Genomic DNA, 21,707 nt, shown 5'->3' with positions numbered 1-21,707 from the left:
CAGCCTCCTCAAGGAGTGCGTTATGTCGCAAACTGCCACACTGATTCTGACCCACGGTCAGATTCATACCCTCGATCGTGCGAATCCCCTGGCGGAAGCCGTGGCCATCGCCGACGGAAAAATTGTTGCCACCGGAAGTCACGATCGGATCATGAGCTTTGCCGCCGAGGGGACGCAAATCGTCGATCTCAAAGGGCATACGGTGATCCCGGGCCTCAACGATTCTCACCTGCACCTGATCCGCGGTGGGTTGAACTACAACCTTGAGCTCCGCTGGGAGGGCGTCCCCTCGCTGGCGGATGCCCTGCGAATGCTGAAGGATCAGGCGGATCGCACGCCGTCCCCGCAGTGGGTGCGGGTGGTCGGCGGCTGGAGCGAATTTCAGTTCGCCGAGCGGCGGATGCCGACCCTGGAAGAGCTGAACGAGGCGGCGCCTGATACGCCGGTGTTTGTGCTCCATCTCTACGATCGCGCGCTGTTGAACCGTGCGGCGCTGAAAGCCGTGGGATATACCAAAGAGACGCCGGATCCGGCGGGCGGCGAGATCGTCCGCGATAGCCACGGCAACCCGACCGGGATGCTGATCGCCAAACCGAACGCCATGATCCTTTACGCTACGCTGGCCAAGGGGCCGAAGCTGCCGCTGGATCTGCAGGTGAACTCCACCCGTCAATTTATGCGCGAGCTGAACCGACTGGGGCTGACCAGCGCCATAGACGCCGGCGGCGGCTTCCAGAACTATCCGGAAGATTACGAAATTATCGAACAGCTGCACGCGAAAGATCAGATGACCGTGCGCATCGCCTACAACCTGTTTACTCAGCGGCCGAAGCAGGAGCTGGAGGATTTCGAACGCTGGACCGACATGCTGAAGCCGGGGCAGGGGACTGACTTCTATCGCGCCAACGGCGCCGGCGAGATGCTGGTATTTTCGGCGGCGGATTTTGAAGATTTCCTGCAGCCGCGGCCGGATCTGCCGCAAGGCATGGAGGATGAGCTGGAGCGGGTGGTACGCCATCTGGTGGAGCATCGCTGGCCGTTCCGCCTGCATGCCACCTACGATGAGTCCATCAGCCGGATGCTGGACGTGTTTGAGAAGGTGAACCGCGATATCCCGTTTAATGGCCTGCACTGGTTCTTCGATCATGCCGAGACCATTACCGAGCGTAACATTGAGCGGGTGAAGGCGCTGGGGGGCGGTATTGCGGTGCAGCATCGGATGGCCTTCCAGGGCGAATATTTTGTCGATCGCTACGGCAAAGAGGCGGTGAAACATACCCCGCCGGTAGCAAAGATGCTGGCGCTGGACGTGCCGGTGGGGCTGGGCACCGATGCGACCCGCGTCGCCAGCTATAACCCGTGGACCGCGCTGTACTGGCTGGTCTCCGGGCGCACCGTTGGCGGGATGGCGATGTATGACGACGCCAACCGCCTGCCGCGCGATGTCGCGCTGGAGCTGTGGACGGCGGGCAGCGCCTGGTTCTCCAGCGAGCAGGGCAAGAAAGGCCGTCTGGCCGCCGGTCAGCTTGCCGATCTGGTGGTGCTGTCGAAAGACTACTTCAGCGTCGCGGAAGAGGAGATCAAAGGCATTGAGTCGGTGCTGACGGTGGTTGACGGCAAAGTGGTGTACGCCGCCGGTCACTTCTCGCCGCTGGCGCCGCCGCCTATTCCGGTGCTGCCGGAGTGGTCGCCGGTGGTGAAGGTCCCGGGCCATTACCGTTCCGCTCCGCCGGCGACGGCTAAAATCGGCGCCATGGTGCAGATGCACCAGTGCTGCGGTAGCTGTGGCGTCCACGGCCATCAGCATGATATTGCGCGTAAGTCGTCGATTCCGGTCTCTGACGAGCAGGCCTTCTGGGGCGTGCTGGGCTGTTCCTGCTTTGCCTTTTGATACCTGACGCCACCGCCCCGGCAGCGTCGGGGCGGTGGTTTCAGCCGCAGGCCCGGTGTCAATAGCGCTGCTCTGAGCCAAAGAGCGCCATGCGGCGGGCAATCATCTCGCGTACCGGCTGCAGTCCCTGGGCGATGACTTTCCGCGGATCGTTCACATCGTGTCCGGTGTCGGCGGCGAAAATTGCTTTCACCTGTTGGCACCAGGCGTACATATTTTCGGTATTAACGTTAATCTTGGCGGTGCCGCAGGCAATCGCCCGGCGCATATCCTCATCGGCAATACCGGTGCCGCCATGCAGCACCAGCGGAACCTTCACCTGCTCGGCAATGGCTTTCATCTCGGTAAATCCCAGTCGGGCTTTACCTTTATACAGACCATGGGTGGAGCCCAGCGCGGCGGCGAGGCAATCCACCTGGGTTTCTGTCACCAGGGTGTAGCACTCCTGGGGATCGGCGTAGATGACTTCGGAATTGACAATGCCGTCTTCACTGCCGGCGATGGTCCCCAGTTCGGCCTCCACAGAGATACCTTTGCTGTGGGCCAGCGTCACCAGGTGGCGGGTAATGGCCAGGTTTTCCCTGAACGGCAGATGCGAGCCATCAAACATAATGGAACTGAAGCCGGCGGCGATCGCCGCTTCGCAGGCCTCCCGGGAGGTGCCATGATCCAGATGCAGCGCCACCGGAACATCAATATGCAAATACTCCATGGCGTTAACCACAATGTCATGAATACATTTTAACCCGAGCATATGCTTAACCGTGCCGCCGGACACCCCCAAAATAACCGGTGAGCGGCACTGCTGGGCGGTGCTTAATACGGCGCCGACCCATTCCAGATTATTAATGTTGAACTGACCGACGGCGTAGCCGTCCCGCAGGGCATGCTGAAGCATGTCCTTCATCGACACTAACATATTCACCTCTTGATATTTATTAAATGCAGTTATTCTTCAAAATATTGCGTTAAGTTTCTCTCGTAGCTATTTAACGAGTGGTGGACGACCGCCAGGTCAGGCATCGATTCCCGAACCCCTTTTTTCTCAATAGAAATGGCGGCGGTCAGGCTGGCAAATAAAATAATGTTATCGATATGCCATGAGTAATGGACGCCATAGGTGAAGGCGCCGTGAAATACATCCCCGGCGCCGGTGGTATCAACGGCATTGCACAGCCAGGACGGGACGATCTGCAGCATACCGCTTTTTAAAAAAGCGCAGCCTTTTTCGCCAAGGGTAATAAATGCTTCACCGCGGCAAATTTTATTCAACTCAATCAGGGCCGCTTTAATTTCTGCTTCGGTGCTCAGCGAGCGATAGCTCATATAATCGCGGGCGAAATGTTCGCTCACTACAAAATAGTCAGTCCAGGCCGCCAGTTTAATATTGCTGGCGCGCAGTGACCCGCCGTCCATCACGACCCTGGCGTTGGGCAGTTTCTTAATTAAATATTCACTGATTTCCGCCTCATGGCCGTCAATTAAAATGGTAACCGGCTCCTCGCTGGCAATCAGTCGCTCGGCGAGGTCGTCCAGTTTGAGCTTTTGCTCGTAGGTCAGGGAAGGCGGCGTTTGCATCTTGCGGGTAATAATCGTCCGCGAACCCGTTAAGCGATTGACCAGCACCGAGGCCAGCGGGGTGATCATGTCATCGGAGAAAACCACCTGGCTGGTATCCACCCCCGCCTCGGCAAACTCATCGATAATGCGCTGACCGTAAAGGTCCTGCTGCAGATGACCAATGTAATAAACCTCCTCGCCCCATAATCCCAGCAGCCAGGCCGCATTGGCCGCCGGACCGCCGCCGCTTTCAATAAAATCATGACAAAAGTTTTTGGTATTCTCCTGGGGCCATTCATTGAGAAAGAAAAACTGATCGAAACAAGCAAATCCAATGGACAAAATAGCCATAACCACTCCTGATTATTTGTCAGCGGCGGAAAGCGTGGCCCTCCCGCCGGGAAAAATGACCTCGCTTATTCATTTTTCTGCTTCGCCGTAAGCTCCTCATAGCTGAGCGTGTTGCCCACCACCTGGACGTGACGGAAGCAGAAAGGCGCCAGCAGCGCGACGAGCAGCGCCAGACAAATCAGATAGATAGTGATCTGACCAAACTGGGTGAACGCATTCCCGATAATGATGCCCCATACCGCGAAGTCGAAATCGGCGAAGGTGCTGTTTTCAAACCCGAGGTTGCCGAGCGCCGGCAGCAGCATCGCCGGCAGGAAGGCCAGGAAGATCCCGCCGATAAAGGAGGCGATGATACATCCGCGCTTACCGCCCAGTTTGTCGGCGAAGACGCCGGACGTGCCGCCGCAGAAGAAGTGCGGCACCATGCCGGGAATAATCAGCGCCATGCCCAGCCCGCCGAGCAAGAGCATCCCGACCAGCCCGCCCACAAAGGAACTGATGAATCCCACTACCACCGCGGTGGGGCTAAAGGTGAAGAACACCGCGCAGTCAACGGCCGGGATGGAATCCGGGATCAGCTTCTGGCTGATGCCCTGGAACGCCGGCACCAGATCGCCGAGGATCAGCCGCACGCCGTTATAGACAATGGCTACGCCAACGGCGAACTGCAGACCGGTCAGCACCGAGAAGATCAGCATGTTTTGGTCGGTGATGGTGCTCAGGTACGCCGACCCGGCGACAGCGCTGCAGACAAAGTAGATAACAAACATCACGATACCGGTGGTGACCGTGGTATCGCGCAGAAAGCCCCACTTTTCTGAAATTTCGGTATCGGCGAAGGAATTTGCCGGATTGCCGGTCCGGCTGGCGATCCATGCCGAGAGGTAGTAGCCGAGAGAGCCGAAATGGCCCATGGCGATCCCGCCGTCTTCGGTTACCTGCCTGGTGTAACGCTGACCGATGGCCGGGGAGATGGCCGACCATGAGCCCAACAGGAATCCACCGATCAGGATCAACATCCAGCCCTGGAACTCCGCCGCCTGCAGAACGGCGGAGAACAGGCAGGCGAGAAAGAACGAATGATGGCCGGTCAGAAAGATATATTTATACTTGGTACAGCGGGCGATAATCAGATTGAAAATAAAGCCTAACAGTAAAATACTCATGGTTTCCACGCCCAGCATTTTCTGGGCGACGGAGACAATGGCTTCATTGTTCGGAATAACGCCGCGGATATTAAATCCGGCCTCGATAATACCGCCCAGCGGATTGAGATTGGCAACGATAACGCCTGCCCCAGCGCTCAACATCAAATAGCCTAAAATCGGCTTTAATGTGCCGGTAAGCAGTTTGTTACCGGGGGAGCGCAGCGCCACTAAACCAACAAAGGCGATAAGCCCCATTAAAAAGGCGGGTTGACTGAATATTTCCGTTAAGAAACTAAGAATAGCCTGCATGGTCGTTCCCTCTATGCTGATTAAGAGTGAGTCGCAGCAATTTTCATCAGCGCGTCGGTAATATCCTCGGCGATCTTCGCTTTATGGACGTAGCTGCGAATGATGGCGACATGACAGTGGGCCGGAAATTGATTTGCCAGTTCTTTGATCGTGACGTAAAGGTCGGCTTTTTCCCCGACGGCGTTAGCAAAATCGACCGAGGCGACGTCCGCTTTGATGCCTAATTCGTCACAAATCTTTTTCACATTATTCGCAGCCATCAATGAGCTGCCAATACCGTTACCACAAACCGTTCTGATAACTAACATAATGACTACTCCATTTGTTTTTGAATGAAATGTAAGACTGAATTAACGTCATTTTCCTGCTGAAGAAAGGTCACAATATCTGACTCGATCAGCGAGGCTATCAGTTGGATCATTTTGATATGACTGTCAGCATCGGCGCCGGCGATCGCGATGACCACGGAAACCGGATCGAACTCATCGTGGCCGAAGGAGATTGGCGTGGCGGTGGTGACAAGTGAGAACCCGGTCTGTAATGCCCCTTTTTCCGGCCGGGCATGCGGCATGGCAATCCCGTCATCTATCACGATGGCGGCGCCAAAATCTTCATATACCGTCAGCATCTCGTTGACATATTCGGCGCTGCAAATCTGGCGCCTGGCAAGTAATGAACCCGCCAGTTCGATGGCCTCTTCCGCACGGGAAATATTCTGCTTAAGGGCGATTAACGACGGGTCAAAAATAATTTCCATCCTCAGCTCCTGAACGTATTCCTGTTCCTGAGTTAAATCATGACCAAATACATTGATGAAAATGATGGATGAGATCACATCCGCGGTTTTAAATATTGATGGGGATCACATCGACGGCAAAGTACCGGCAGAAAACGATATAAATAATTTATATGTTTTTCAGTCTGTTATGAAGGCTTTGTATTTTGACGCTGAAATTTGCCAGAGAAAAAGTGAGAGGTAAAGCGAATTTTTTCGCCAGAAGTTTATCTCTGGTCACAAATATCGGCGGGTCATTTTCTTAAATTTTGACGCCGCTAACAAAAAAGGCCCGCCTGAGCGAGCCTTTTATTAAAACGCGTGCCGATTACAGGCTGGAAACGTTTTCGGTCAGGTATTTTGCAACGCCTTCCGGAGAGGCGGCCATACCTTCTTTTCCTTTTTCCCACTGCGCCGGGCAGACTTCGCCGTGCTCTTCGTGGAACTGCAGGGCGTCTACCATACGCAGCATTTCGTCGATGTTACGGCCCAGCGGCAGGTCGTTAACCACCTGATGACGAACGATGCCGTTGGCGTCGATCAGGAAGGAGCCGCGCAGCGCTACGCCTTCGTCCGGATGCTCAATACCGTAAGCTTTCTGGATTTCACGTTTGATGTCAGCAACCATCGCGTATTTAACCGGGCCGATACCGCCCTGGTCTACCGGGGTGTTACGCCATGCGTTGTGCACGAACTCGGAGTCGAAGGAAACGCCAACCACTTCCACGCCGCGTTTCTGGAATTCTTCGTAACGTTTGTCGAACGCGATCAGCTCAGACGGGCACACGAAGGTGAAGTCCATCGGCCAGAAGAACAGAACGGTAGGTTTACCGTTGGTGTGCTGTTTGAAATTGAATTTCTCAACGATCTCACCATTACCCAGCACAGCGGCTGCAGTAAAATCCGGCGCTTGACGAGTGACCAGAACCATTTGATTCTCCTGTAATTACTAAGGTTATTTGGAACGCAACGCGGGCAAGTATAGAGCCTGCCCGGCAATAACACAAAGAGGCGCTAACAATCGTTCAGCCAGTTTTTACCTATCAATGACGTGGCTATTACAGCTGTTTGTTTTCTGCCTGGCGCATCATCTGCGGATAAAAGCGCCAGAACTGCGTCTCCAGACGGTCGTAATGGGTATCCAGATCCTGCCAGGAGTCGCGTAGCGCCTCGAGACGTGGACGGCGGCTGGCCATGCCGTTCAGCACGCGCTGAATAAAATCCATTTCCCGATAGCGCTCCAGCCAGCGCTCCGACCACAGATATTGATTGAGATTGACGAAGCGGGGCGGCGAGTCGGGCAGGATGGGGACGATCTGCCGCTCGGCGTAGCGTACGAACTCGTCCAGCGGCAGGTCAGGGGAGAGCTGCGTCCAGTGCTGGGACAGGAAATGATCCCACATGACGTCGAGGGTGATGGGGGCGACGCGGCGGGTCTGCGGGCGAAACCACTCCCGCGCCTCTTTGACTTCCGCCAGGTTGTCAGTCATCACGTCAATCCGGCGATGCATATAGATGCCGTCGATGATCTCCGCCGGATAGTCGCCCTGCGGGTTGCCGCGCACGAAGTCGGCCATCAGGTTGCCGGGCAGCGAACTGTCGGCGAGATGGGCCAGGTGCAGGTGGGCGAGAAAATTCATAAAACGACATCCTTTAAATACGAGCGGGCAGGTGGAAACACCGATGTTGCGCTGAACGCCGCCTCGGTGGCCGAATGGCATGCTGTCTTGCCGCGCGCGGCACCTTTGCCACCGGTAAGGCATTCGGTTGCCGCATGGCGGCATTCGGAATGATTTGGAATATAGATTATGTCATTCATCCGGAGGGGTAAAGGTTGCAGCCAGACCGCCCCGGCACTAGACTACCCGCCTCTTTATTCAGTCTGAGTTACCGTCATGCGCGTTACCGATTTTGCTTTTGAACTACCCGAATCTCTGATCGCCCACTATCCGATGCCTGAGCGCAGTAGCTGTCGCTTGCTCTCCCTGGACGGGCCGACGGGCGCGCTGACGCATGGCACCTTCACCGACATCCTCGATAAGCTCAATCCCGGCGATCTGCTGGTGTTTAACAACACCCGGGTGATCCCGGCGCGTCTGTTCGGCCGCAAGGCCAGCGGCGGCAAGATTGAAGTGCTGGTGGAGCGGATGCTGGATGATAAGCGCATCCTGGCCCATATTCGCGCCTCAAAAGCGCCGAAGCCGGGCGCCGAGCTGCTGCTGGGCGATGACGAGAGCATTAAGGCCACGATGCTGGCGCGCCACGGCGCGCTGTTTGAAGTGGAGTTTAACGACGAGCGCCCGGTGCTGGAGATCCTTAACGGGATCGGCCATATGCCGCTGCCGCCCTATATTGACCGCCCGGACGAAGACGCCGACCGCGAGCTCTATCAAACCGTCTATGGCACCAGGCCGGGCGCGGTAGCCGCCCCGACCGCCGGTTTGCATTTCGACGAACCGCTGCTGGACAAACTGCGCGCCAAAGGCGTTGAGATGGCGTTTGTCACCCTGCATGTGGGGGCGGGCACCTTCCAGCCGGTGCGCGTCGACAGCATTGAAGAGCACACCATGCACTCCGAATATGCCGAAGTGCCGCAGGAGGTGGTCGATGCGGTGCTGGCGGCGAAAGCGCGCGGCAACCGCGTGATAGCGGTGGGCACCACCTCGGTACGTTCGCTGGAGAGCGCGGCGCAGGCGGCGAAAGACGCGCTGATCGCGCCGTTCTTCGACGATACGCAGATTTTCATCTACCCGGGTTATCAGTACCAGGTGATCGATGCGCTGGTGACTAACTTCCATCTCCCTGAATCCACACTGATTATGCTGGTGTCGGCGTTTGCGGGTTATCAGCACACCATGAACGCCTATAAGGTGGCGGTTGAGCAGAAATATCGCTTTTTTAGCTACGGGGATGCGATGTTTATCACGTACAATCCGCAGGCTATTTCTGAGCGTCCCTGAAAAGGCCGGTACGCCGGCTTGTAGACGCCATAACGCATTTTTTAGCTACGGAATCATTCCGTGGCGAGTATGAAAACGTCGGACTGTTTTTCTGACGCAGGAGCAAGCATGAAATTTGAACTGGATACCACCGACGGTCGCGCCCGCCGCGGTCGCCTGGTGTTTGAGCGCGGCGTGGTGGAAACACCGGCCTTTATGCCCGTTGGCACCTACGGCACCGTCAAAGGGATGACGCCGGAAGAGGTGGAAGCCACCGGCGCGCAGATTATTCTCGGCAACACCTTCCACCTGTGGCTGCGCCCGGGTCAGGAGATCATGAAGCTGCACGGCGATCTGCACGATTTTATGCAGTGGAAAGGACCGATCCTGACCGACTCCGGCGGTTTCCAGGTGTTCAGCCTTGGCGATATCCGTAAGATCACCGAGCAGGGCGTCCACTTCCGCAATCCGATCAACGGCGATCCGATTTTCCTCGATCCGGAAAAATCGATGGAGATTCAGTACGATCTCGGCTCTGACATCGTGATGATCTTCGACGAATGTACGCCGTACCCGGCGGACTGGGATTACGCCAAGCGCTCAATGGAGATGTCTCTGCGCTGGGCGAAGCGCAGCCGCGACCGTTTCGATAGCCTTGGCAATAAAAATGCGCTGTTCGGCATTATTCAGGGTAGCGTTTACGAAGATTTACGCGATATCTCGGTGAAAGGTCTGGTAGAGATTGGCTTTGATGGCTACGCTGTCGGCGGTTTGGCGGTTGGTGAGCCGAAGGAAGACATGCACCGTATTCTGGAGCACGTCTGCCCGCAGATCCCGGCCGATAAACCACGATACCTGATGGGCGTCGGGAAGCCGGAAGATCTGGTGGAAGGGGTACGTCGCGGTATCGATATGTTCGACTGCGTCATGCCGACGCGCAACGCGCGTAACGGCCACCTGTTCGTCACCGACGGCGTGGTGAAAATCCGCAACGCGAAGCACAAAAGCGATACCGCGCCGCTGGACGCCGAGTGTGATTGCTATACATGTCGCAATTATTCACGCGCTTACTTGCATCACCTCGACCGTTGCAACGAAATATTGGGCGCGCGTCTCAATACCATTCATAACCTGCGCTACTATCAGCGTTTAATGGCTGGTTTACGCAAGGCTATCGAAGAGGGTAAATTAGAGAGCTTCGTGACCGATTTTTACCAACGTCAGGGGCGCACCGTGCCTCCTTTGAACGTTGATTAATTTTAATAATGAGGGAATTTCAATGAGCTTTTTTATTTCTGATGCGGTAGCGGCAACGGGTGCACCGGCGCAGGGCAGCCCGATGTCTCTGATTCTGATGCTGGTGGTGTTCGGTCTGATTTTTTACTTCATGATCCTACGTCCACAGCAGAAGCGCACCAAGGAACATAAGAACCTGATGAACTCCATCGCCAAAGGTGATGAAGTGCTGACCAACGGCGGTCTGGTCGGTCGCGTGACCAAAGTAGCGGAAACTGGCTACATTGCTATCGCGCTGAACGATACCACTGAAGTGGTTATCAAACGTGACTTCGTTGCTGCCGTTCTGCCGAAAGGCACCATGAAGGCGCTGTAATCTAACTTTTCCCAAAGGGAACTGCCGTGTTAAACCGTTATCCTTTGTGGAAGTACGTCATGCTGGTCGTCGTCATTGTCGTCGGCCTGATCTATGCGCTTCCCAACCTGTATGGTGAGGATCCGGCTGTTCAAATCACTGGCGCGCGCGGCGTCGCCGCCAGTGAGCAAACGCTGATCCAGGTCCAGAAAACTTTACAAGAAGAAAAAATAACCGCGAAGTCTGTGGCACTGGAAGAGGGCGCTATTCTTGCGCGCTTCGACACCACTGATACCCAGCTGCGCGCGCGCGAAGCGCTGCTTAACGTGCTGGGTGACAAATACGTCGTGGCGCTGAACCTTGCTCCGGCAACCCCACGCTGGCTGGCGGCGCTCTATGCCGAGCCGATGAAGCTGGGTCTTGATCTGCGCGGCGGCGTGCACTTCCTGATGGAAGTCGACATGGACACCGCGTTAGGCAAACTGCAGGAACAGAACATCGATAGCCTGCGCAGCGAGCTGCGCGACAAAGGCATTCCTTACGCGACCGTGCGTAAAGAAGACAACTACGGTCTGAGCATCGTCTTCCGCGACAGCGCGGCGCGCGACCAGGCTATCTCTTATCTCAGCCCTCGCCATCGCGATCTGGTTATTTCCTCTCAGGGTGACAACAGCCTGAAAGCGGTGATGACCGATGAGCGCCTGAAAGAAGCCCGTGAGTACGCGGTTCAGCAGAACATTAATATCCTGCGTAACCGTGTGAACCAGCTGGGCGTCGCCGAGCCGCTGGTTCAGCGTCAGGGCGCTGACCGCATCGTGGTTGAGCTGCCGGGTATCCAGGATACCGCGCGTGCGAAGGAAATCCTTGGCGCGACCGCGACCCTCGAGTTCCGTCTGGTCAATACTAACGTGGACCAGTCCGCCGCCGCCTCTGGCCGCGTGCCGGGCGACTCGGAAGTGAAGCAGACGCGTGAAGGCCAGCCGGTAGTGCTGTACAAGCGGGTGATCCTGACCGGGGACCATATCACCGACTCGACCTCCAGCATGGATGAGTACAACCAGCCGCAGGTTAACATCTCGCTGGACAGCGCGGGCGGTAACATCATGTCTAACTTCACTAAGGACAACATCGGCAAGCCGATGGCGACCCTGTTCGTGGAGTATAAAGACAGCGGTAAGAAAGACGCTAACGGTCGCGCTATCCTGGCGAAAGAGGAAGAGGTGATTAACATCGCCAACATCCAGTCGCGTCTGGGTAACAGCTTCCGTATCACCGGTATCAGCAATCCGAACGAAGCGCGTCAGCTGTCGCTGCTGCTGCGTGCCGGCGCGCTGATTGCGCCGATTCAGATCGTCGAAGAGCGGACTATCGGCCCAACCCTGGGAATGCAGAACATCAAGCAGGGTCTGGAAGCCTGTCTGGCCGGTCTGGTGGTCTCTATCCTGTTCATGATCCTCTTCTATAAGAAGTTCGGCCTGATTGCGACCTCGGCGCTGATTGCCAACCTGATACTGATTGTCGGCATTATGTCCCTGATCCCGGGGGCGACGCTGACCATGCCGGGCATCGCGGGTATCGTGTTAACCCTTGCGGTGGCGGTCGATGCTAACGTTCTGATCAACGAGCGTATCAAAGAAGAGCTGAGCAACGGGCGTACCGTTCAGCAGGCGATTGACGAAGGTTATCGCGGCGCGTTCAGCTCGATCTTCGACGCCAACGTGACGACGCTTATCAAAGTGATCATCCTGTACGCGGTCGGTACCGGTGCCATTAAAGGGTTTGCGATTACCACCGGTATCGGTATCGCGACCTCAATGTTTACCGCTATCGTCGGCACCCGTGCCATCGTGAACCTGCTGTACGGCGGCAAGCGCGTTAAAAAGCTGTCTATCTGAGGAGTGCGTTGTGGCACAGGAATATACTGTTGAACAATTGAACCACGGCCGTAAAGTCTGGGACTTTATGCGCTGGGACTACTGGGCCTTCGGCATTTCAGGTTTTCTGCTAATTGTGTCGATCGCCATCATCGGCGTTCGCGGGTTTAACTGGGGGCTCGATTTCACCGGCGGTACGGTGATTGAAATTACCCTTGAGAAACCGGTCGATCTGGACCAGATGCGCGATTCCCTGCAGAAAGCGGGCTTTGAAGAGCCGCAGGTGCAGAACTTTGGCAGCAGCCGCGACATCATGGTACGTATGCCGCCGGTGCATGACGCCAACGGCAGCCAGGAGCTGGGCAGCAAGGTCGTGACGGTGATTAACGAATCGACCAGCCAGAATGCGGCAGTGAAGCGTATTGAGTTTGTCGGCCCGAGCGTCGGGGCGGACCTCGCGCAAACCGGCGCCCTGGCGCTGATTGCGGCGCTGGTCTGTATCCTGATCTACGTCGGCTTCCGCTTCGAATGGCGTCTGGCCGCCGGGGTGGTTATCGCCCTGGCGCACGACGTGGTGATCACCATGGGCGTGCTGTCGCTGTTCCATATCGAGATCGACCTGACCATCGTGGCCTCGTTGATGTCGGTTATCGGCTACTCGCTGAACGACAGTATCGTGGTATCGGACCGTATCCGTGAAAACTTCCGTAAGATCCGCCGCGGTACGCCGTACGAGATCTTTAACGTGTCGTTGACCCAGACGCTGCACCGTACCTTGATCACCTCTGGTACCACTTTGATGGTGATCCTGATGCTGTTCCTGTTCGGCGGCCCGATTCTGGAAGGCTTCTCGCTGACCATGCTGATCGGTGTTTCCATCGGTACGGCTTCCTCTATCTACGTCGCCTCCGCGCTGGCGTTGAAGCTGGGCATGAAGCGCGAGCATCTGATCCAGCAGAAGGTTGAGAAAGAAGGGGCGGATCAGCCGTCTATTCTGCCGTAATCCGGTTCAGTTGAGATAAAGCTATCCCGGCCCTTGCGGCCGGGATTTTTTTGCCCGCGACAAAACCTGCTGACAGTATGCTGTCAGGAGCCCTCCCATACACTGCCTCTGAACTCACTAACGAGCAGGAGGAAGTATGAACAACGTGATTAACTGGTTTGAAATTCCGGTCGCCGATATGGATCGCGCCGTCGCGTTTTATGAGCCGGTGATGCAAGTGTCGCTGCGTCGCGAAACCATGGACTGCGCCGAGCTGGCGGTGTTCCCGCATCAGGATCCGGCCCCCGGCGGCGCGCTGGCCAAATTTGAAGGTATCGCGCCCTCGGCGCAGGGCGCTATTATTTATCTGCATACTGATCATCTTGCCGCCACGCTGGAGCGCGTTGCCTCGGCGGGTGGGGCCTGTGTCTTCGGCCCGCTGACGCTGCCGAATGATATTGGCACCATCGCCCTGTTTACCGACAGCGAGGGCAACCGCGTCGGCCTGCACCAGCCGGCTTAACCTTAACTTTTGTGAAGTGAGACATGACCCGACGCGCCGACCGTTTATTTCAGATTGTGCAGATCCTGCGCGGCAGGCGGCTCACTACCGCCGCGCTGCTGGCGGAGCGGTTGGGCGTGTCGGAGCGTACTGTCTATCGCGATATTCGCGATCTCTCCCTCTCCGGCGTACCGGTGGAGGGCGAAGCGGGCAGCGGCTACCGGCTGCTGGCGGGCTACGATCTGCCGCCGCTGATGCTGACCACCAAAGAATCCGAGGCGATGATCGCTGCGATTCGGCTGCTAAAAACCTGGGGCGGTGAGGCGCTGTCGCAGTCGCTGGAGTCCGCCCAGGAAAAAATGCTGGCGATCCTGCCGGAGGCGCGTCGGCGCCAGGCGGAGCAGACTCGCCTGTTTGCCCCTGACCTTGGCGCGCATCGCTATGCTAAAACCCATTTTGACGTTATCCACCAGGCCGTATCCAATCAGCAGGTATTACAGCTTCACTACCAGGATGAATCCGGTCAGGTGACGTGGCGTGAAGTGCTGCCCCTGGGGCTGTTTTTCTGGGGCGAACGCTGGCTGTTGGTGGCCTGGTGCGAACTGCGCAATGATTACCGCAATTTTCGCCTCGACCGTTGTCTGGAGGTCAGAAGGACCGAACGTCGATTCAGCGAGTGCGCCGACCGCTCGTTAAGCGATTTTCTGCGCAAGGTCCGGTGCGAGGTGCGGGAGAAATAAAAAAGCCCGGGCAGCAGGAGCTGCGGCCCGGGCGCTGTCTTGCTGTATCAGCAATCAGAAGTTGTAGCCGACCACGAAGTAACCACCCCAGCCGGTCGAGCGAACGCTGAACGGACCATCGCCGAAGTTCAGCTTCGCATCATCAGCCCACTGGCCGCCGTTATGGAAGTAACGGGCGACGATAGAGTAGTGCCAGTGCGCGTAGTTCAGCGCCAGGATGTGGCTGGAGGCGATAGAGTTGCTGGTGCGCGCGTGCTTCCCGTTCAGATCGTAGAAGTTGTCATCGCCGAGGTCAGAACCCCAGTCGAAGTTGGTGAAGCCGATGTAGCTCAGCGAACCGCCCCACAGGTCGGTCAGCGGCACAAAGTATTTCACTTTGAAGCGATAGCCGTCCCATTCGTTTTCGTTGGAGGCGCCGTAGTTCTGCCACTGGTACTTGGCGTAGACGTTCAGCGACAGGCTCATTGGCAGGCCGGTATCGATATCGGTACCCAGACCCATATACCAGGTGCTCTGCTCCTGGGAGTCGTTGCGGCCCATATCGTAGATATAGTTGTTGGCGAAATACCATTCTTTGAAAGGCCCGAAGCTCAGGTCGGTATTGGTCAGCTTATCGATAGAGAAACGCGGTTCGATCTCCATAAACAGCGGGGAACCTTTGTTCCAGATACCTTTTGCCGTGCTGTTGCCGCCGAAGAATACCGGGGCATCAATATAGCCGTAGAAATCAAACCAGTCTTTTTTGGCGAACGCTTCGTATTCCAGGTAGGTATCGTTACGGATCTGCGGTCCAAAACGGGTGTGGTAGCTGCCCACCACGTTAACACTCTGGTGCCACCAGTCAGACAGATACTGCGGTTTGTCGTTTTCTGCCGCGCCCGCGGCAAAAGTAGTGGAGAGCGCCACAACCGCACCCGCTGCCAGTAATGTTTTTTTCATAGTAATGCCACTGTTTAAATTGAGCCTGAAGGCGTTAAAAGAAGTGCCGAAGCGTTTCTAAATATTTCGTCTTTCTGTGGGGGTCTATTATAGGAATCATTGCTCACAAAAATACGTGTTGTTTCACATAACCAGAACATGCGTAATCGATTGCGTTCACGATTCTATGCATTTCTTGACAAAATGCTACTGAAAATCGCGCTGCAGAACGATTTCTAATGAACTCTTGCGAAAAGTTGTAAGTGGATAAGAAAGACGGGGCAGGAGGTAGCCGGGCGGGGCAGGCCCGGCTGAAGGCTTACTGGGCGGCGGCGGGCTGGATATCGTGTACGCGAATAAAACCGACTTTATCTGGCGTTACATTGAGGCGCAACGGGATATCGACATCGCTGGGGGCGAGGGTGCTGGCCGGCGCGCTAATCAGCTGATCCTGAACATTGACTTCCTGATAGCTGTGGGTGGTGCCGGTGATCTGTCCGGAAGCGACGGTGGCGGTAAAGGCCGGCAGCGGATCGTTGGATTCGCCCTGAATGCGTAAGGTCAGGCGTGACCCATCGCCATCCGGGGTAATACTGCCCACCGACATGCGCAGGGTGCCGATCTGGCTCTCCAGCCGCGCCGGGGTCTTGGCCTCCGGCAGCAGATAGACGCCGCGGGTGGATTTGGCGTTCAGCGCGTTTTGCTGGGTGATTTTGATCGTTTGCTGGTTGAGCTGGGTCATCTCCTGGCTCAGCGTACTCACGCTCTGGTGCATCTGGCGGATTTCGCTTTGCTGGGCGCAGGCGGTCAGGGTGAACAGGCAGCCCGCGATGGCGAGCTTCAGGTAACGTCTTGTCATGGTCAGGATTCCGTTTACAGAGGATGCTTAATGGTAGCCAACCCGGCCTCATCTCCCATAGATCCTTTGTCTCAAAAGCTCTTTCTTTGTAGTCCGGTCACTTCGCGGTAAACTACTCTTCAGTTTAACTACCTGTCAGGACGCGCTATGCATTGCCCTTTCTGTTTCGCCGTGGATACCAAAGTGATCGACTCTCGTCTGGTGGGGGAAGGCTCTTCCGTGCGTCGCCGTCGGCAGTGCCTGGTCTGTAACGAACGCTTTACCACCTTCGAAGTGGCGGAGCTGGTGATGCCGCGGGTGGTGAAGAGTAACGATGTGCGCGAACCCTTCAACGAAGACAAGCTGCGCAGCGGGATGCTGAAAGCGCTGGAGAAACGTCCGGTTAGCGCCGACGACGTGGAAATGGCGGTCAACCATATCAAGACTCATCTGCGCGGCACCGGCGAGCGCGAAGTGGCCAGCAAAATGATCGGCAACCTGGTGATGGAGCAGCTGAAAAAGCTGGATAAAGTCGCCTATATTCGCTTCGCGTCGGTCTATCGCAGCTTCGAAGATATTAAAGAATTCGGCGAAGAGATCGCCCGCTTACAGGACTAAGCCATGCAGGACGAAATGTACATGGCGCGTGCGCTGAAGCTTGCCGCGCGCGGTCGCTTTACTACCCATCCTAACCCTAACGTCGGCTGCGTCATTGTGAAAGACGGCGAGATCGTCGGCGAGGGGTTTCACTATCGCGCCGGCGAGCCGCATGCTGAAGTGCACGCCCTGCGCATGGCTGGCGAAAAGGCGCGCGGCGCCACCGCCTACGTCACTCTTGAGCCCTGCAGCCACCATGGCCGTACGCCGCCATGCTGCGATGCGCTGATTGCCGCCGGCGTCAGCCGCGTGGTCGCCGCGATGCAGGATCCGAACCCGCAGGTGGCGGGGCGCGGTTTGTATCGCCTGCAGCAGGCCGGCATTGAGGTCAGCCATGGGCTGATGATGAACGAAGCGGAAGCGCTGAATAAGGGCTTTCTGAAGCGGATGCGCACCGGTTTTCCCTGGGTGCAGCTGAAGCTGGGCGCCTCGCTGGACGGCCGCACGGCGATGGCCAGCGGCGAAAGCCAGTGGATCACCTCCCCGCAGGCGCGACGCGACGTGCAGCGTCTGCGCGCCCAGAGCCATGCCATCCTGACCAGCAGCGCCACCGTGCTGGCGGACGATCCGGCGCTGACCGTGCGCTGGCAGGAGCTGAGCGCCGATACCCAGGCGCTTTATCCCGAAGAGAATTTGCGCCAGCCGCTGCGCGTCGTTATCGACAGCCAGAACCGCGTCACGCCTGAGCATCGTATTGTGCAGCAGGCGGGGGAAACGCTGTTTGCCCGCCTGCGCGCCGATGCACGGCAGTGGCCGGAAAGCGCCCGCACGCTGCTGGTTCCGGAGCATAACGGCCATCTCGATCTGGTGCTGCTGATGATGATGCTCGGCAAACAGCAGATCAACAGCGTCTGGGTTGAGGCAGGGGCTACGCTTGCCGGGGCGCTGCTGCAGGCGGGTCTGGTCGACGAGCTTATCGTCTATATTGCGCCTAAACTGTTAGGCAATGCGGCGCGTGGATTATGCGCGCTGCCGGGGCTTGAAGAGCTGAGCCAGGCCCCCCATTTTAAATTCAATGAGATACGTCAGGTTGGCCCGGATGTCTGCCTGCATTTAACCACTGCGTGAGGCTTTCCTGATTATTAGGAAGCAGCGCTCAGAATAATATGATAAAATCCGCCCCCCTTGCGGGGCACATGAACCCGAAGGAAGAGTATGAACATTATTGAAGCTAACGTTGCTACCCCGGACGCTCGCGTCGCCATCACCATTGCGCGTTTCAACAACTTTATCAATGACAGCCTGCTGGAAGGCGCGATTGACGCCCTGAAACGCATTGGTCAGGTAAAAGATGAAAACATCACCGTCGTTTGGGTTCCAGGCGCGTATGAGCTGCCGCTGGCGGCTGGCGCACTGGCGAAAACCGGTAAATATGACGCGGTGATCGCGCTGGGGACGGTGATTCGCGGCGGTACCGCCCACTTTGAATATGTGGCAGGCGGTGCCAGCAATGGCCTGGCGCATGTCGCTCAGGACAGCGAAATCCCGGTAGCCTTTGGTGTTCTGACCACTGAAAGTATTGAACAAGCCATTGAGCGCGCTGGCACCAAAGCCGGTAACAAAGGTGCAGAAGCTGCGCTGACCGCGCTGGAAATGATTAACGTATTGAAAGCCATCAAGGCCTGATTTTTGTAAGGGGAATTCCGTGAAACCTGCTGCTCGTCGCCGCGCCCGTGAGTGTGCCGTTCAGGCGCTCTACTCCTGGCAGTTGTCCCACAACGACATCGCTGATGTCGAATACCAGTTCCTGGCGGAACAGGACGTAAAAGATGTTGATGTTCTGTATTTCCGCGAACTGCTGTCCGGAGTGGCGACTAACAGCGCGTACCTCGACGGCCTGATGAAGCCCTACCTGTCCCGCCAGCTGGAAGAGCTGGGCCAGGTTGAAAAAGCGGTGCTGCGTATCGCGCTGTTTGAGCTGTCCAAACGTGATGACGTACCGTATAAAGTGGCCATCAATGAAGCTATCGAACTGGCGAAAACCTTCGGCGCTGAAGATAGCCACAAGTTCGTTAACGGCGTGCTGGACAAAGCGGCTCCGGTAATTCGTCCCCACAAGAAGTAAACTGCAGGCCGGGTTTTGCGAGGGTCGCCTCGCAGCCCGGCCTTATTTATTATTTTGCTGAGGCATAACGTATGGCATGCGGCGAATTCTCCCTGATTGCCCGTTATTTTGATCGCGTTAAAAGCGCCCGCCTTGATGTTGAAACCGGCATCGGCGATGACTGCGCGCTCCTGCATATTCCCGAGAAAAAAACGCTGGCAATCAGCACCGACACCCTGGTGGCGGGCAATCACTTCTTACCCGATATCGACCCGGCCGACCTCGCTTATAAAGCGCTGGCGGTGAACCTGAGCGACCTCGCGGCGATGGGCGCGGAGCCGGCGTGGCTCACGCTGGCGCTGACCTTGCCGGAGGTGGATGAAGTCTGGCTGGAAGCCTTCAGCGACAGCCTGTTTGTCCAGCTGGACTATTACGCTATGCAACTGATTGGCGGCGACACTACCCGTGGCCCGCTCTCCATGACGCTGGGTATCCACGGCTTTGTGCCGCCGGGACGCGCCATGAAACGCGCTGGCGCGAAGCCGGGGGACTGGATCTATGTTACCGGCACTCCGGGAGATAGCGCCGCCGGTCTGGCTGTACTGCAGAATCGTCTAACGGTGGATGAACCGTCTGACGCCGACTACCTGCTGGCCCGTCATCTGCGGCCGATGCCGCGCGTGCTGCAGGGCCAGGCGCTGCGTGACCTGGCGACATCGGCTATCGATCTCTCCGACGGCCTGATCTCCGATCTGGGCCATATTCTCAAAGCCAGCGGCTGCGGCGCACGTATCGATCTCGATGCCATGCCGTACTCCGATGCGATGCTGCGCCAGGTTGATTCTGAGCAGGCGCTGCGCTGGGCGCTCGCCGGCGGGGAAGATTACGAGTTGTGCTTTACCGTACCGGAGCTGAACCGCGGGGCGCTGGACGTGGCTCTTGGCCATCTTGGCGCGCGTTTTACCTGTATCGGACAGATTGCGCCGGAGAGCGAAGGGCTGCAGTTTATCCGCGACGGTAAGCCGGTCGCGCTTGATTTAAAGGGATACGATCACTTTGCGTAGTCGAGACGAGGCGCTTAGCCGCCTGAGTATGCGTAATCCGTGGCATCTGCTGGCGACCGGCTTTGGCAGCGGCTTAAGCCCGGTGGTGCCGGGGACGATGGGCTCGCTGGCGGCGATCCCGTTCTGGTATCTGATGACCTTTCTCCCCTGGCAGCTTTACTCGCTGGTGGTGATGATGAGCATCTGTATCGGCGTCTATCTGTGCCATCGCACGGCCAAAGATATGGGCACCCATGACCACGGCAGCATCGTCTGGGACGAGTTCGTCGGGATGTGGATCACCCTGATGGCGCTGCCGACCATGGACTGGCAGTGGGTGGCCGCCGGCTTCGTGATTTTCCGTATCTTCGATATGTGGAAGCCGTGGCCGATTCGCTGGTTTGATCGCAATATCCACGGCGGAATGGGGATTATGGTCGATGATATCGTCGCCGGCGTGATCTCCGCCGGCGTGCTGTACATCATTGGCCATCACTGGCCCATCGGTCTGCTTTAACCGCCTCTCCCCGGCAACGCTACGCTGCCGGGGAAACCACGCCCGTCACTTAAATCCCACCACCGGATGCGGCTGATACGGCGCCTCCAGCTTGTCGATCTGTTCCGCGGAGAGCGTCAAATCCACCGCCTGCAGCAGATCATCGAGCTGTTCCTGACGCGACGGGCCGATAATCGGCGCGGCGACGCCGGGTTTGCTTAACAGCCAGGCGAGAGCGACCTGGGCGCGGCTGGCGTCGAGTTCTTCCGCCACGTCCGCGAGATTCTCGGCGATCTGCGCATCGTTTTCTTCACTGGCGCTGTACAGCGATTTGCCGAACTCATCTGAGACCAGCCGGGCGGTGGTCTCACCCCAGGGGCGGGTTAGCCTGCCGCGCGCCAGCGGACTCCACGGGATCACCGCTACGCCGTTACGTTGGCACAGGGGCAGCATCTCATTCTCTTCTTCCCGGTAAATCAGGTTGTAGTGATCCTGCATGGTGACGAAGCGCGCCCAGCCGTTCTGCTGCTGGAGCGCCAGCGCCTGGGCAAACTGCCGGGCATGCATGGACGAGGCGCCGATATAGCGCGCTTTGCCGGCTTTCACCACCTCGTCCAGCGCTTCGAGCGTCTCTTCAATCGGGGTGGTATAGTCCCAGCGGTGGATCTGCAGCAGGTCGACATAGTCCATCCCGAGACGGCGCAGGCTGTCGTCGATGGAGCGCAGGATCTGCGCCCGGGAAAGTCCTTCCGCCAGATCGCCGACCTGGTGATACACCTTGGTGGCGACAACCACCTCGTCGCGGCGGGCAAAGTCGCGCAGGGCGCGGCCAACGATCTCTTCGCTGCTGCCGTCGGAGTAGCTATTTGCGGTATCGAAGAAGTTGATGCCGCCTTCAATGGCGTGCTGGATAAGCGGACGGCTGCTCTCTTCCGGAAGCGTCCAGGCGTGCCTCCCGCGGTCCGGCTCGCCGAAGGTCATGCAGCCGAGGCAGAGTCGGGAAACACGTAAGGCAGTATCACCGAGGGGGATATAGTGCATAGTGCGCT

At 57.3% G+C, this 21,707-nt stretch carries 26 protein-coding genes; 16 read left to right on the top strand and 10 right to left on the bottom strand.

Features of this window, described 5'->3' with window-relative positions; genetic code table 11:
* The first annotated feature begins 22 nt into the window (after nt 1–22).
* On the top strand, nt 23–1,891 hold the full coding sequence (locus tag KB892_RS20040) for an amidohydrolase (protein WP_002890368.1): 1,869 nt from the start codon (nt 23–25) through the stop codon (nt 1,889–1,891).
* A gap of 58 nt (nt 1,892–1,949) precedes the next feature.
* Here KB892_RS20040 and fba read toward each other — a convergent pair whose 3' ends face one another.
* From fba to KB892_RS20015, 5 genes are all read right to left on the bottom strand, one after another.
* Complete coding sequence (fba, locus tag KB892_RS20035) at nt 1,950–2,804, bottom strand: class II fructose-1,6-bisphosphate aldolase (protein ID WP_004218830.1); 855 nt, start codon at nt 2,802–2,804, stop codon at nt 1,950–1,952.
* Nucleotides 2,805–2,839: 35 nt separating this feature from the next.
* Nucleotides 2,840–3,802 (bottom strand): carbohydrate kinase family protein, encoded by a 963-nt coding sequence (locus KB892_RS20030; RefSeq protein ID WP_002890372.1) that lies wholly within the window; start codon nt 3,800–3,802, stop codon nt 2,840–2,842.
* A gap of 65 nt (nt 3,803–3,867) precedes the next feature.
* Nucleotides 3,868–5,259, bottom strand: a complete 1,392-nt coding sequence (locus tag KB892_RS20025) for a PTS ascorbate transporter subunit IIC (RefSeq protein ID WP_004151345.1) — start codon at nt 5,257–5,259, stop codon at nt 3,868–3,870.
* 20 nt (nt 5,260–5,279) lie between these two features.
* Nucleotides 5,280–5,567 (bottom strand): PTS sugar transporter subunit IIB, encoded by a 288-nt coding sequence (locus tag KB892_RS20020; protein WP_002890376.1) that lies wholly within the window; start codon nt 5,565–5,567, stop codon nt 5,280–5,282.
* 5 nt (nt 5,568–5,572) lie between these two features.
* Complete coding sequence (locus KB892_RS20015) at nt 5,573–6,016, bottom strand: PTS sugar transporter subunit IIA (protein ID WP_002890380.1); 444 nt, start codon at nt 6,014–6,016, stop codon at nt 5,573–5,575.
* A gap of 55 nt (nt 6,017–6,071) precedes the next feature.
* Here KB892_RS20015 and KB892_RS20010 point away from each other — a divergent pair, with 55 nt between their 5' ends.
* Nucleotides 6,072–6,239, top strand: coding sequence for a hypothetical protein (locus tag KB892_RS20010; protein ID WP_004151344.1), 168 nt, complete (start codon nt 6,072–6,074; stop codon nt 6,237–6,239).
* A gap of 123 nt (nt 6,240–6,362) precedes the next feature.
* Here the strand turns inward: KB892_RS20010 and KB892_RS20005 are convergent, their stop codons facing one another.
* Together KB892_RS20005 and acpH are read right to left on the bottom strand one after the other, a co-directional pair.
* Nucleotides 6,363–6,965 (bottom strand): peroxiredoxin, encoded by a 603-nt coding sequence (locus KB892_RS20005; protein WP_002890386.1) that lies wholly within the window; start codon nt 6,963–6,965, stop codon nt 6,363–6,365.
* A gap of 127 nt (nt 6,966–7,092) precedes the next feature.
* Nucleotides 7,093–7,674, bottom strand: coding sequence for an ACP phosphodiesterase (gene acpH / locus KB892_RS20000; RefSeq protein WP_002890388.1), 582 nt, complete (start codon nt 7,672–7,674; stop codon nt 7,093–7,095).
* A 74-nt stretch (nt 7,675–7,748) separates the two neighbouring features.
* Here acpH and KB892_RS19995 point away from each other — a divergent pair, with 74 nt between their 5' ends.
* From KB892_RS19995 to KB892_RS19960, 8 genes are all read left to right on the top strand, one after another.
* Entirely contained in the window at nt 7,749–7,865 is a 117-nt protein-coding gene (locus KB892_RS19995) for a hypothetical protein (protein ID WP_004218831.1), read from the top strand.
* Between the two features lie 64 nt (nt 7,866–7,929).
* The gene (queA, locus tag KB892_RS19990; protein ID WP_002890390.1) at nt 7,930–8,994 is read left to right on the top strand and encodes a tRNA preQ1(34) S-adenosylmethionine ribosyltransferase-isomerase QueA; all 1,065 of its coding nucleotides are present in this window, start codon (nt 7,930–7,932) and stop codon (nt 8,992–8,994) included.
* A gap of 108 nt (nt 8,995–9,102) precedes the next feature.
* On the top strand, nt 9,103–10,230 hold the full coding sequence (gene tgt, locus KB892_RS19985) for a tRNA guanosine(34) transglycosylase Tgt (RefSeq protein ID WP_002890395.1): 1,128 nt from the start codon (nt 9,103–9,105) through the stop codon (nt 10,228–10,230).
* A 22-nt stretch (nt 10,231–10,252) separates the two neighbouring features.
* Nucleotides 10,253–10,585, top strand: coding sequence for a preprotein translocase subunit YajC (gene yajC, locus KB892_RS19980; protein WP_002890398.1), 333 nt, complete (start codon nt 10,253–10,255; stop codon nt 10,583–10,585).
* Nucleotides 10,586–10,611: 26 nt separating this feature from the next.
* On the top strand, nt 10,612–12,459 hold the full coding sequence (gene secD / locus KB892_RS19975) for a protein translocase subunit SecD (RefSeq protein ID WP_002890400.1): 1,848 nt from the start codon (nt 10,612–10,614) through the stop codon (nt 12,457–12,459).
* Nucleotides 12,460–12,469: 10 nt separating this feature from the next.
* The gene (gene secF / locus KB892_RS19970) at nt 12,470–13,441 is read left to right on the top strand and encodes a protein translocase subunit SecF (protein ID WP_002890403.1); all 972 of its coding nucleotides are present in this window, start codon (nt 12,470–12,472) and stop codon (nt 13,439–13,441) included.
* A 136-nt stretch (nt 13,442–13,577) separates the two neighbouring features.
* Nucleotides 13,578–13,943, top strand: a complete 366-nt coding sequence (locus tag KB892_RS19965) for a VOC family protein (protein WP_002890404.1) — start codon at nt 13,578–13,580, stop codon at nt 13,941–13,943.
* A 23-nt stretch (nt 13,944–13,966) separates the two neighbouring features.
* The gene (locus KB892_RS19960) at nt 13,967–14,662 is read left to right on the top strand and encodes a helix-turn-helix transcriptional regulator (RefSeq protein ID WP_002890405.1); all 696 of its coding nucleotides are present in this window, start codon (nt 13,967–13,969) and stop codon (nt 14,660–14,662) included.
* Nucleotides 14,663–14,716: 54 nt separating this feature from the next.
* On the opposite strand, the gene KB892_RS19955 is transcribed toward KB892_RS19960, so the two are convergent.
* Nucleotides 14,717–15,601: a nucleoside-specific channel-forming protein Tsx gene (locus tag KB892_RS19955; protein ID WP_002890412.1), complete on the bottom strand. Its 885-nt coding sequence runs from the start codon at nt 15,599–15,601 to the stop codon at nt 14,717–14,719.
* Between the two features lie 298 nt (nt 15,602–15,899).
* On the bottom strand, nt 15,900–16,439 hold the full coding sequence (locus tag KB892_RS19950; protein WP_002890414.1) for a SadB/YajI family lipoprotein: 540 nt from the start codon (nt 16,437–16,439) through the stop codon (nt 15,900–15,902).
* Between the two features lie 147 nt (nt 16,440–16,586).
* On the opposite strand from KB892_RS19950, the gene nrdR reads away from it, so the two are divergent.
* The 6 genes from nrdR (at nt 16,587) to pgpA (ending at nt 20,679) form a co-directional block, all read left to right on the top strand.
* Nucleotides 16,587–17,036: a transcriptional regulator NrdR gene (gene nrdR, locus KB892_RS19945; RefSeq protein ID WP_002890417.1), complete on the top strand. Its 450-nt coding sequence runs from the start codon at nt 16,587–16,589 to the stop codon at nt 17,034–17,036.
* Nucleotides 17,037–17,039: 3 nt separating this feature from the next.
* A complete protein-coding gene (ribD, locus tag KB892_RS19940; RefSeq protein WP_002890420.1) occupies nt 17,040–18,143 on the top strand; it encodes a bifunctional diaminohydroxyphosphoribosylaminopyrimidine deaminase/5-amino-6-(5-phosphoribosylamino)uracil reductase RibD in 1,104 nt (367 codons plus the stop codon).
* 87 nt (nt 18,144–18,230) lie between these two features.
* On the top strand, nt 18,231–18,701 hold the full coding sequence (gene ribE / locus KB892_RS19935) for a 6,7-dimethyl-8-ribityllumazine synthase (RefSeq protein ID WP_001021161.1): 471 nt from the start codon (nt 18,231–18,233) through the stop codon (nt 18,699–18,701).
* 19 nt (nt 18,702–18,720) lie between these two features.
* The gene (gene nusB, locus KB892_RS19930) at nt 18,721–19,140 is read left to right on the top strand and encodes a transcription antitermination factor NusB (RefSeq protein ID WP_002891356.1); all 420 of its coding nucleotides are present in this window, start codon (nt 18,721–18,723) and stop codon (nt 19,138–19,140) included.
* 71 nt (nt 19,141–19,211) lie between these two features.
* The gene (thiL, locus tag KB892_RS19925; RefSeq protein ID WP_002891357.1) at nt 19,212–20,183 is read left to right on the top strand and encodes a thiamine-phosphate kinase; all 972 of its coding nucleotides are present in this window, start codon (nt 19,212–19,214) and stop codon (nt 20,181–20,183) included.
* 28 nt (nt 20,184–20,211) lie between these two features.
* On the top strand, nt 20,212–20,679 hold the full coding sequence (pgpA, locus tag KB892_RS19920) for a phosphatidylglycerophosphatase A (RefSeq protein WP_002891358.1): 468 nt from the start codon (nt 20,212–20,214) through the stop codon (nt 20,677–20,679).
* 45 nt (nt 20,680–20,724) lie between these two features.
* Here the strand turns inward: pgpA and KB892_RS19915 are convergent, their stop codons facing one another.
* Nucleotides 20,725–21,699: an aldo/keto reductase gene (locus KB892_RS19915; protein ID WP_002891359.1), complete on the bottom strand. Its 975-nt coding sequence runs from the start codon at nt 21,697–21,699 to the stop codon at nt 20,725–20,727.
* Between the last annotated feature and the right edge of the window lie 8 nt (nt 21,700–21,707).

This window comes from Klebsiella sp. P1927 (assembly GCF_018204675.1).
Taxonomy (GTDB): Bacteria; Pseudomonadota; Gammaproteobacteria; order Enterobacterales; family Enterobacteriaceae; genus Klebsiella; species Klebsiella pneumoniae.
The sequence above is the reverse complement of the archived record's forward strand: the minus strand, read 5'-3'. Positions and strand labels throughout refer to the sequence as shown.

What these genes read in the sequence shown, in the direction of transcription:
- KB892_RS20040 (WP_002890368.1), top strand. Translation starts at nt 23, where the DNA reads ATGTCGCAAACTGCCACACTGATTCTGACCCACGGTCAGATTCATACC.
- KB892_RS20030 (WP_002890372.1), bottom strand. Translation starts at nt 3,802, where the DNA reads ATGGCTATTTTGTCCATTGGATTTGCTTGTTTCGATCAGTTTTTCTTT.
- KB892_RS20025 (WP_004151345.1), bottom strand. Translation starts at nt 5,259, where the DNA reads ATGCAGGCTATTCTTAGTTTCTTAACGGAAATATTCAGTCAACCCGCC.
- KB892_RS20020 (WP_002890376.1), bottom strand. Translation starts at nt 5,567, where the DNA reads ATGTTAGTTATCAGAACGGTTTGTGGTAACGGTATTGGCAGCTCATTG.
- KB892_RS20015 (WP_002890380.1), bottom strand. Translation starts at nt 6,016, where the DNA reads ATGGAAATTATTTTTGACCCGTCGTTAATCGCCCTTAAGCAGAATATT.
- KB892_RS20010 (WP_004151344.1), top strand. Translation starts at nt 6,072, where the DNA reads ATGAAAATGATGGATGAGATCACATCCGCGGTTTTAAATATTGATGGG.
- KB892_RS20005 (WP_002890386.1), bottom strand. Translation starts at nt 6,965, where the DNA reads ATGGTTCTGGTCACTCGTCAAGCGCCGGATTTTACTGCAGCCGCTGTG.
- acpH (WP_002890388.1), bottom strand. Translation starts at nt 7,674, where the DNA reads ATGAATTTTCTCGCCCACCTGCACCTGGCCCATCTCGCCGACAGTTCG.
- KB892_RS19995 (WP_004218831.1), top strand. Translation starts at nt 7,749, where the DNA reads ATGGCATGCTGTCTTGCCGCGCGCGGCACCTTTGCCACCGGTAAGGCA.
- queA (WP_002890390.1), top strand. Translation starts at nt 7,930, where the DNA reads ATGCGCGTTACCGATTTTGCTTTTGAACTACCCGAATCTCTGATCGCC.
- tgt (WP_002890395.1), top strand. Translation starts at nt 9,103, where the DNA reads ATGAAATTTGAACTGGATACCACCGACGGTCGCGCCCGCCGCGGTCGC.
- yajC (WP_002890398.1), top strand. Translation starts at nt 10,253, where the DNA reads ATGAGCTTTTTTATTTCTGATGCGGTAGCGGCAACGGGTGCACCGGCG.
- KB892_RS19965 (WP_002890404.1), top strand. Translation starts at nt 13,578, where the DNA reads ATGAACAACGTGATTAACTGGTTTGAAATTCCGGTCGCCGATATGGAT.
- KB892_RS19960 (WP_002890405.1), top strand. Translation starts at nt 13,967, where the DNA reads ATGACCCGACGCGCCGACCGTTTATTTCAGATTGTGCAGATCCTGCGC.
- KB892_RS19955 (WP_002890412.1), bottom strand. Translation starts at nt 15,601, where the DNA reads ATGAAAAAAACATTACTGGCAGCGGGTGCGGTTGTGGCGCTCTCCACT.
- KB892_RS19950 (WP_002890414.1), bottom strand. Translation starts at nt 16,439, where the DNA reads ATGACAAGACGTTACCTGAAGCTCGCCATCGCGGGCTGCCTGTTCACC.
- nrdR (WP_002890417.1), top strand. Translation starts at nt 16,587, where the DNA reads ATGCATTGCCCTTTCTGTTTCGCCGTGGATACCAAAGTGATCGACTCT.
- ribD (WP_002890420.1), top strand. Translation starts at nt 17,040, where the DNA reads ATGCAGGACGAAATGTACATGGCGCGTGCGCTGAAGCTTGCCGCGCGC.
- ribE (WP_001021161.1), top strand. Translation starts at nt 18,231, where the DNA reads ATGAACATTATTGAAGCTAACGTTGCTACCCCGGACGCTCGCGTCGCC.
- thiL (WP_002891357.1), top strand. Translation starts at nt 19,212, where the DNA reads ATGGCATGCGGCGAATTCTCCCTGATTGCCCGTTATTTTGATCGCGTT.
- pgpA (WP_002891358.1), top strand. Translation starts at nt 20,212, where the DNA reads ATGCGTAATCCGTGGCATCTGCTGGCGACCGGCTTTGGCAGCGGCTTA.
- KB892_RS19915 (WP_002891359.1), bottom strand. Translation starts at nt 21,699, where the DNA reads ATGCACTATATCCCCCTCGGTGATACTGCCTTACGTGTTTCCCGACTC.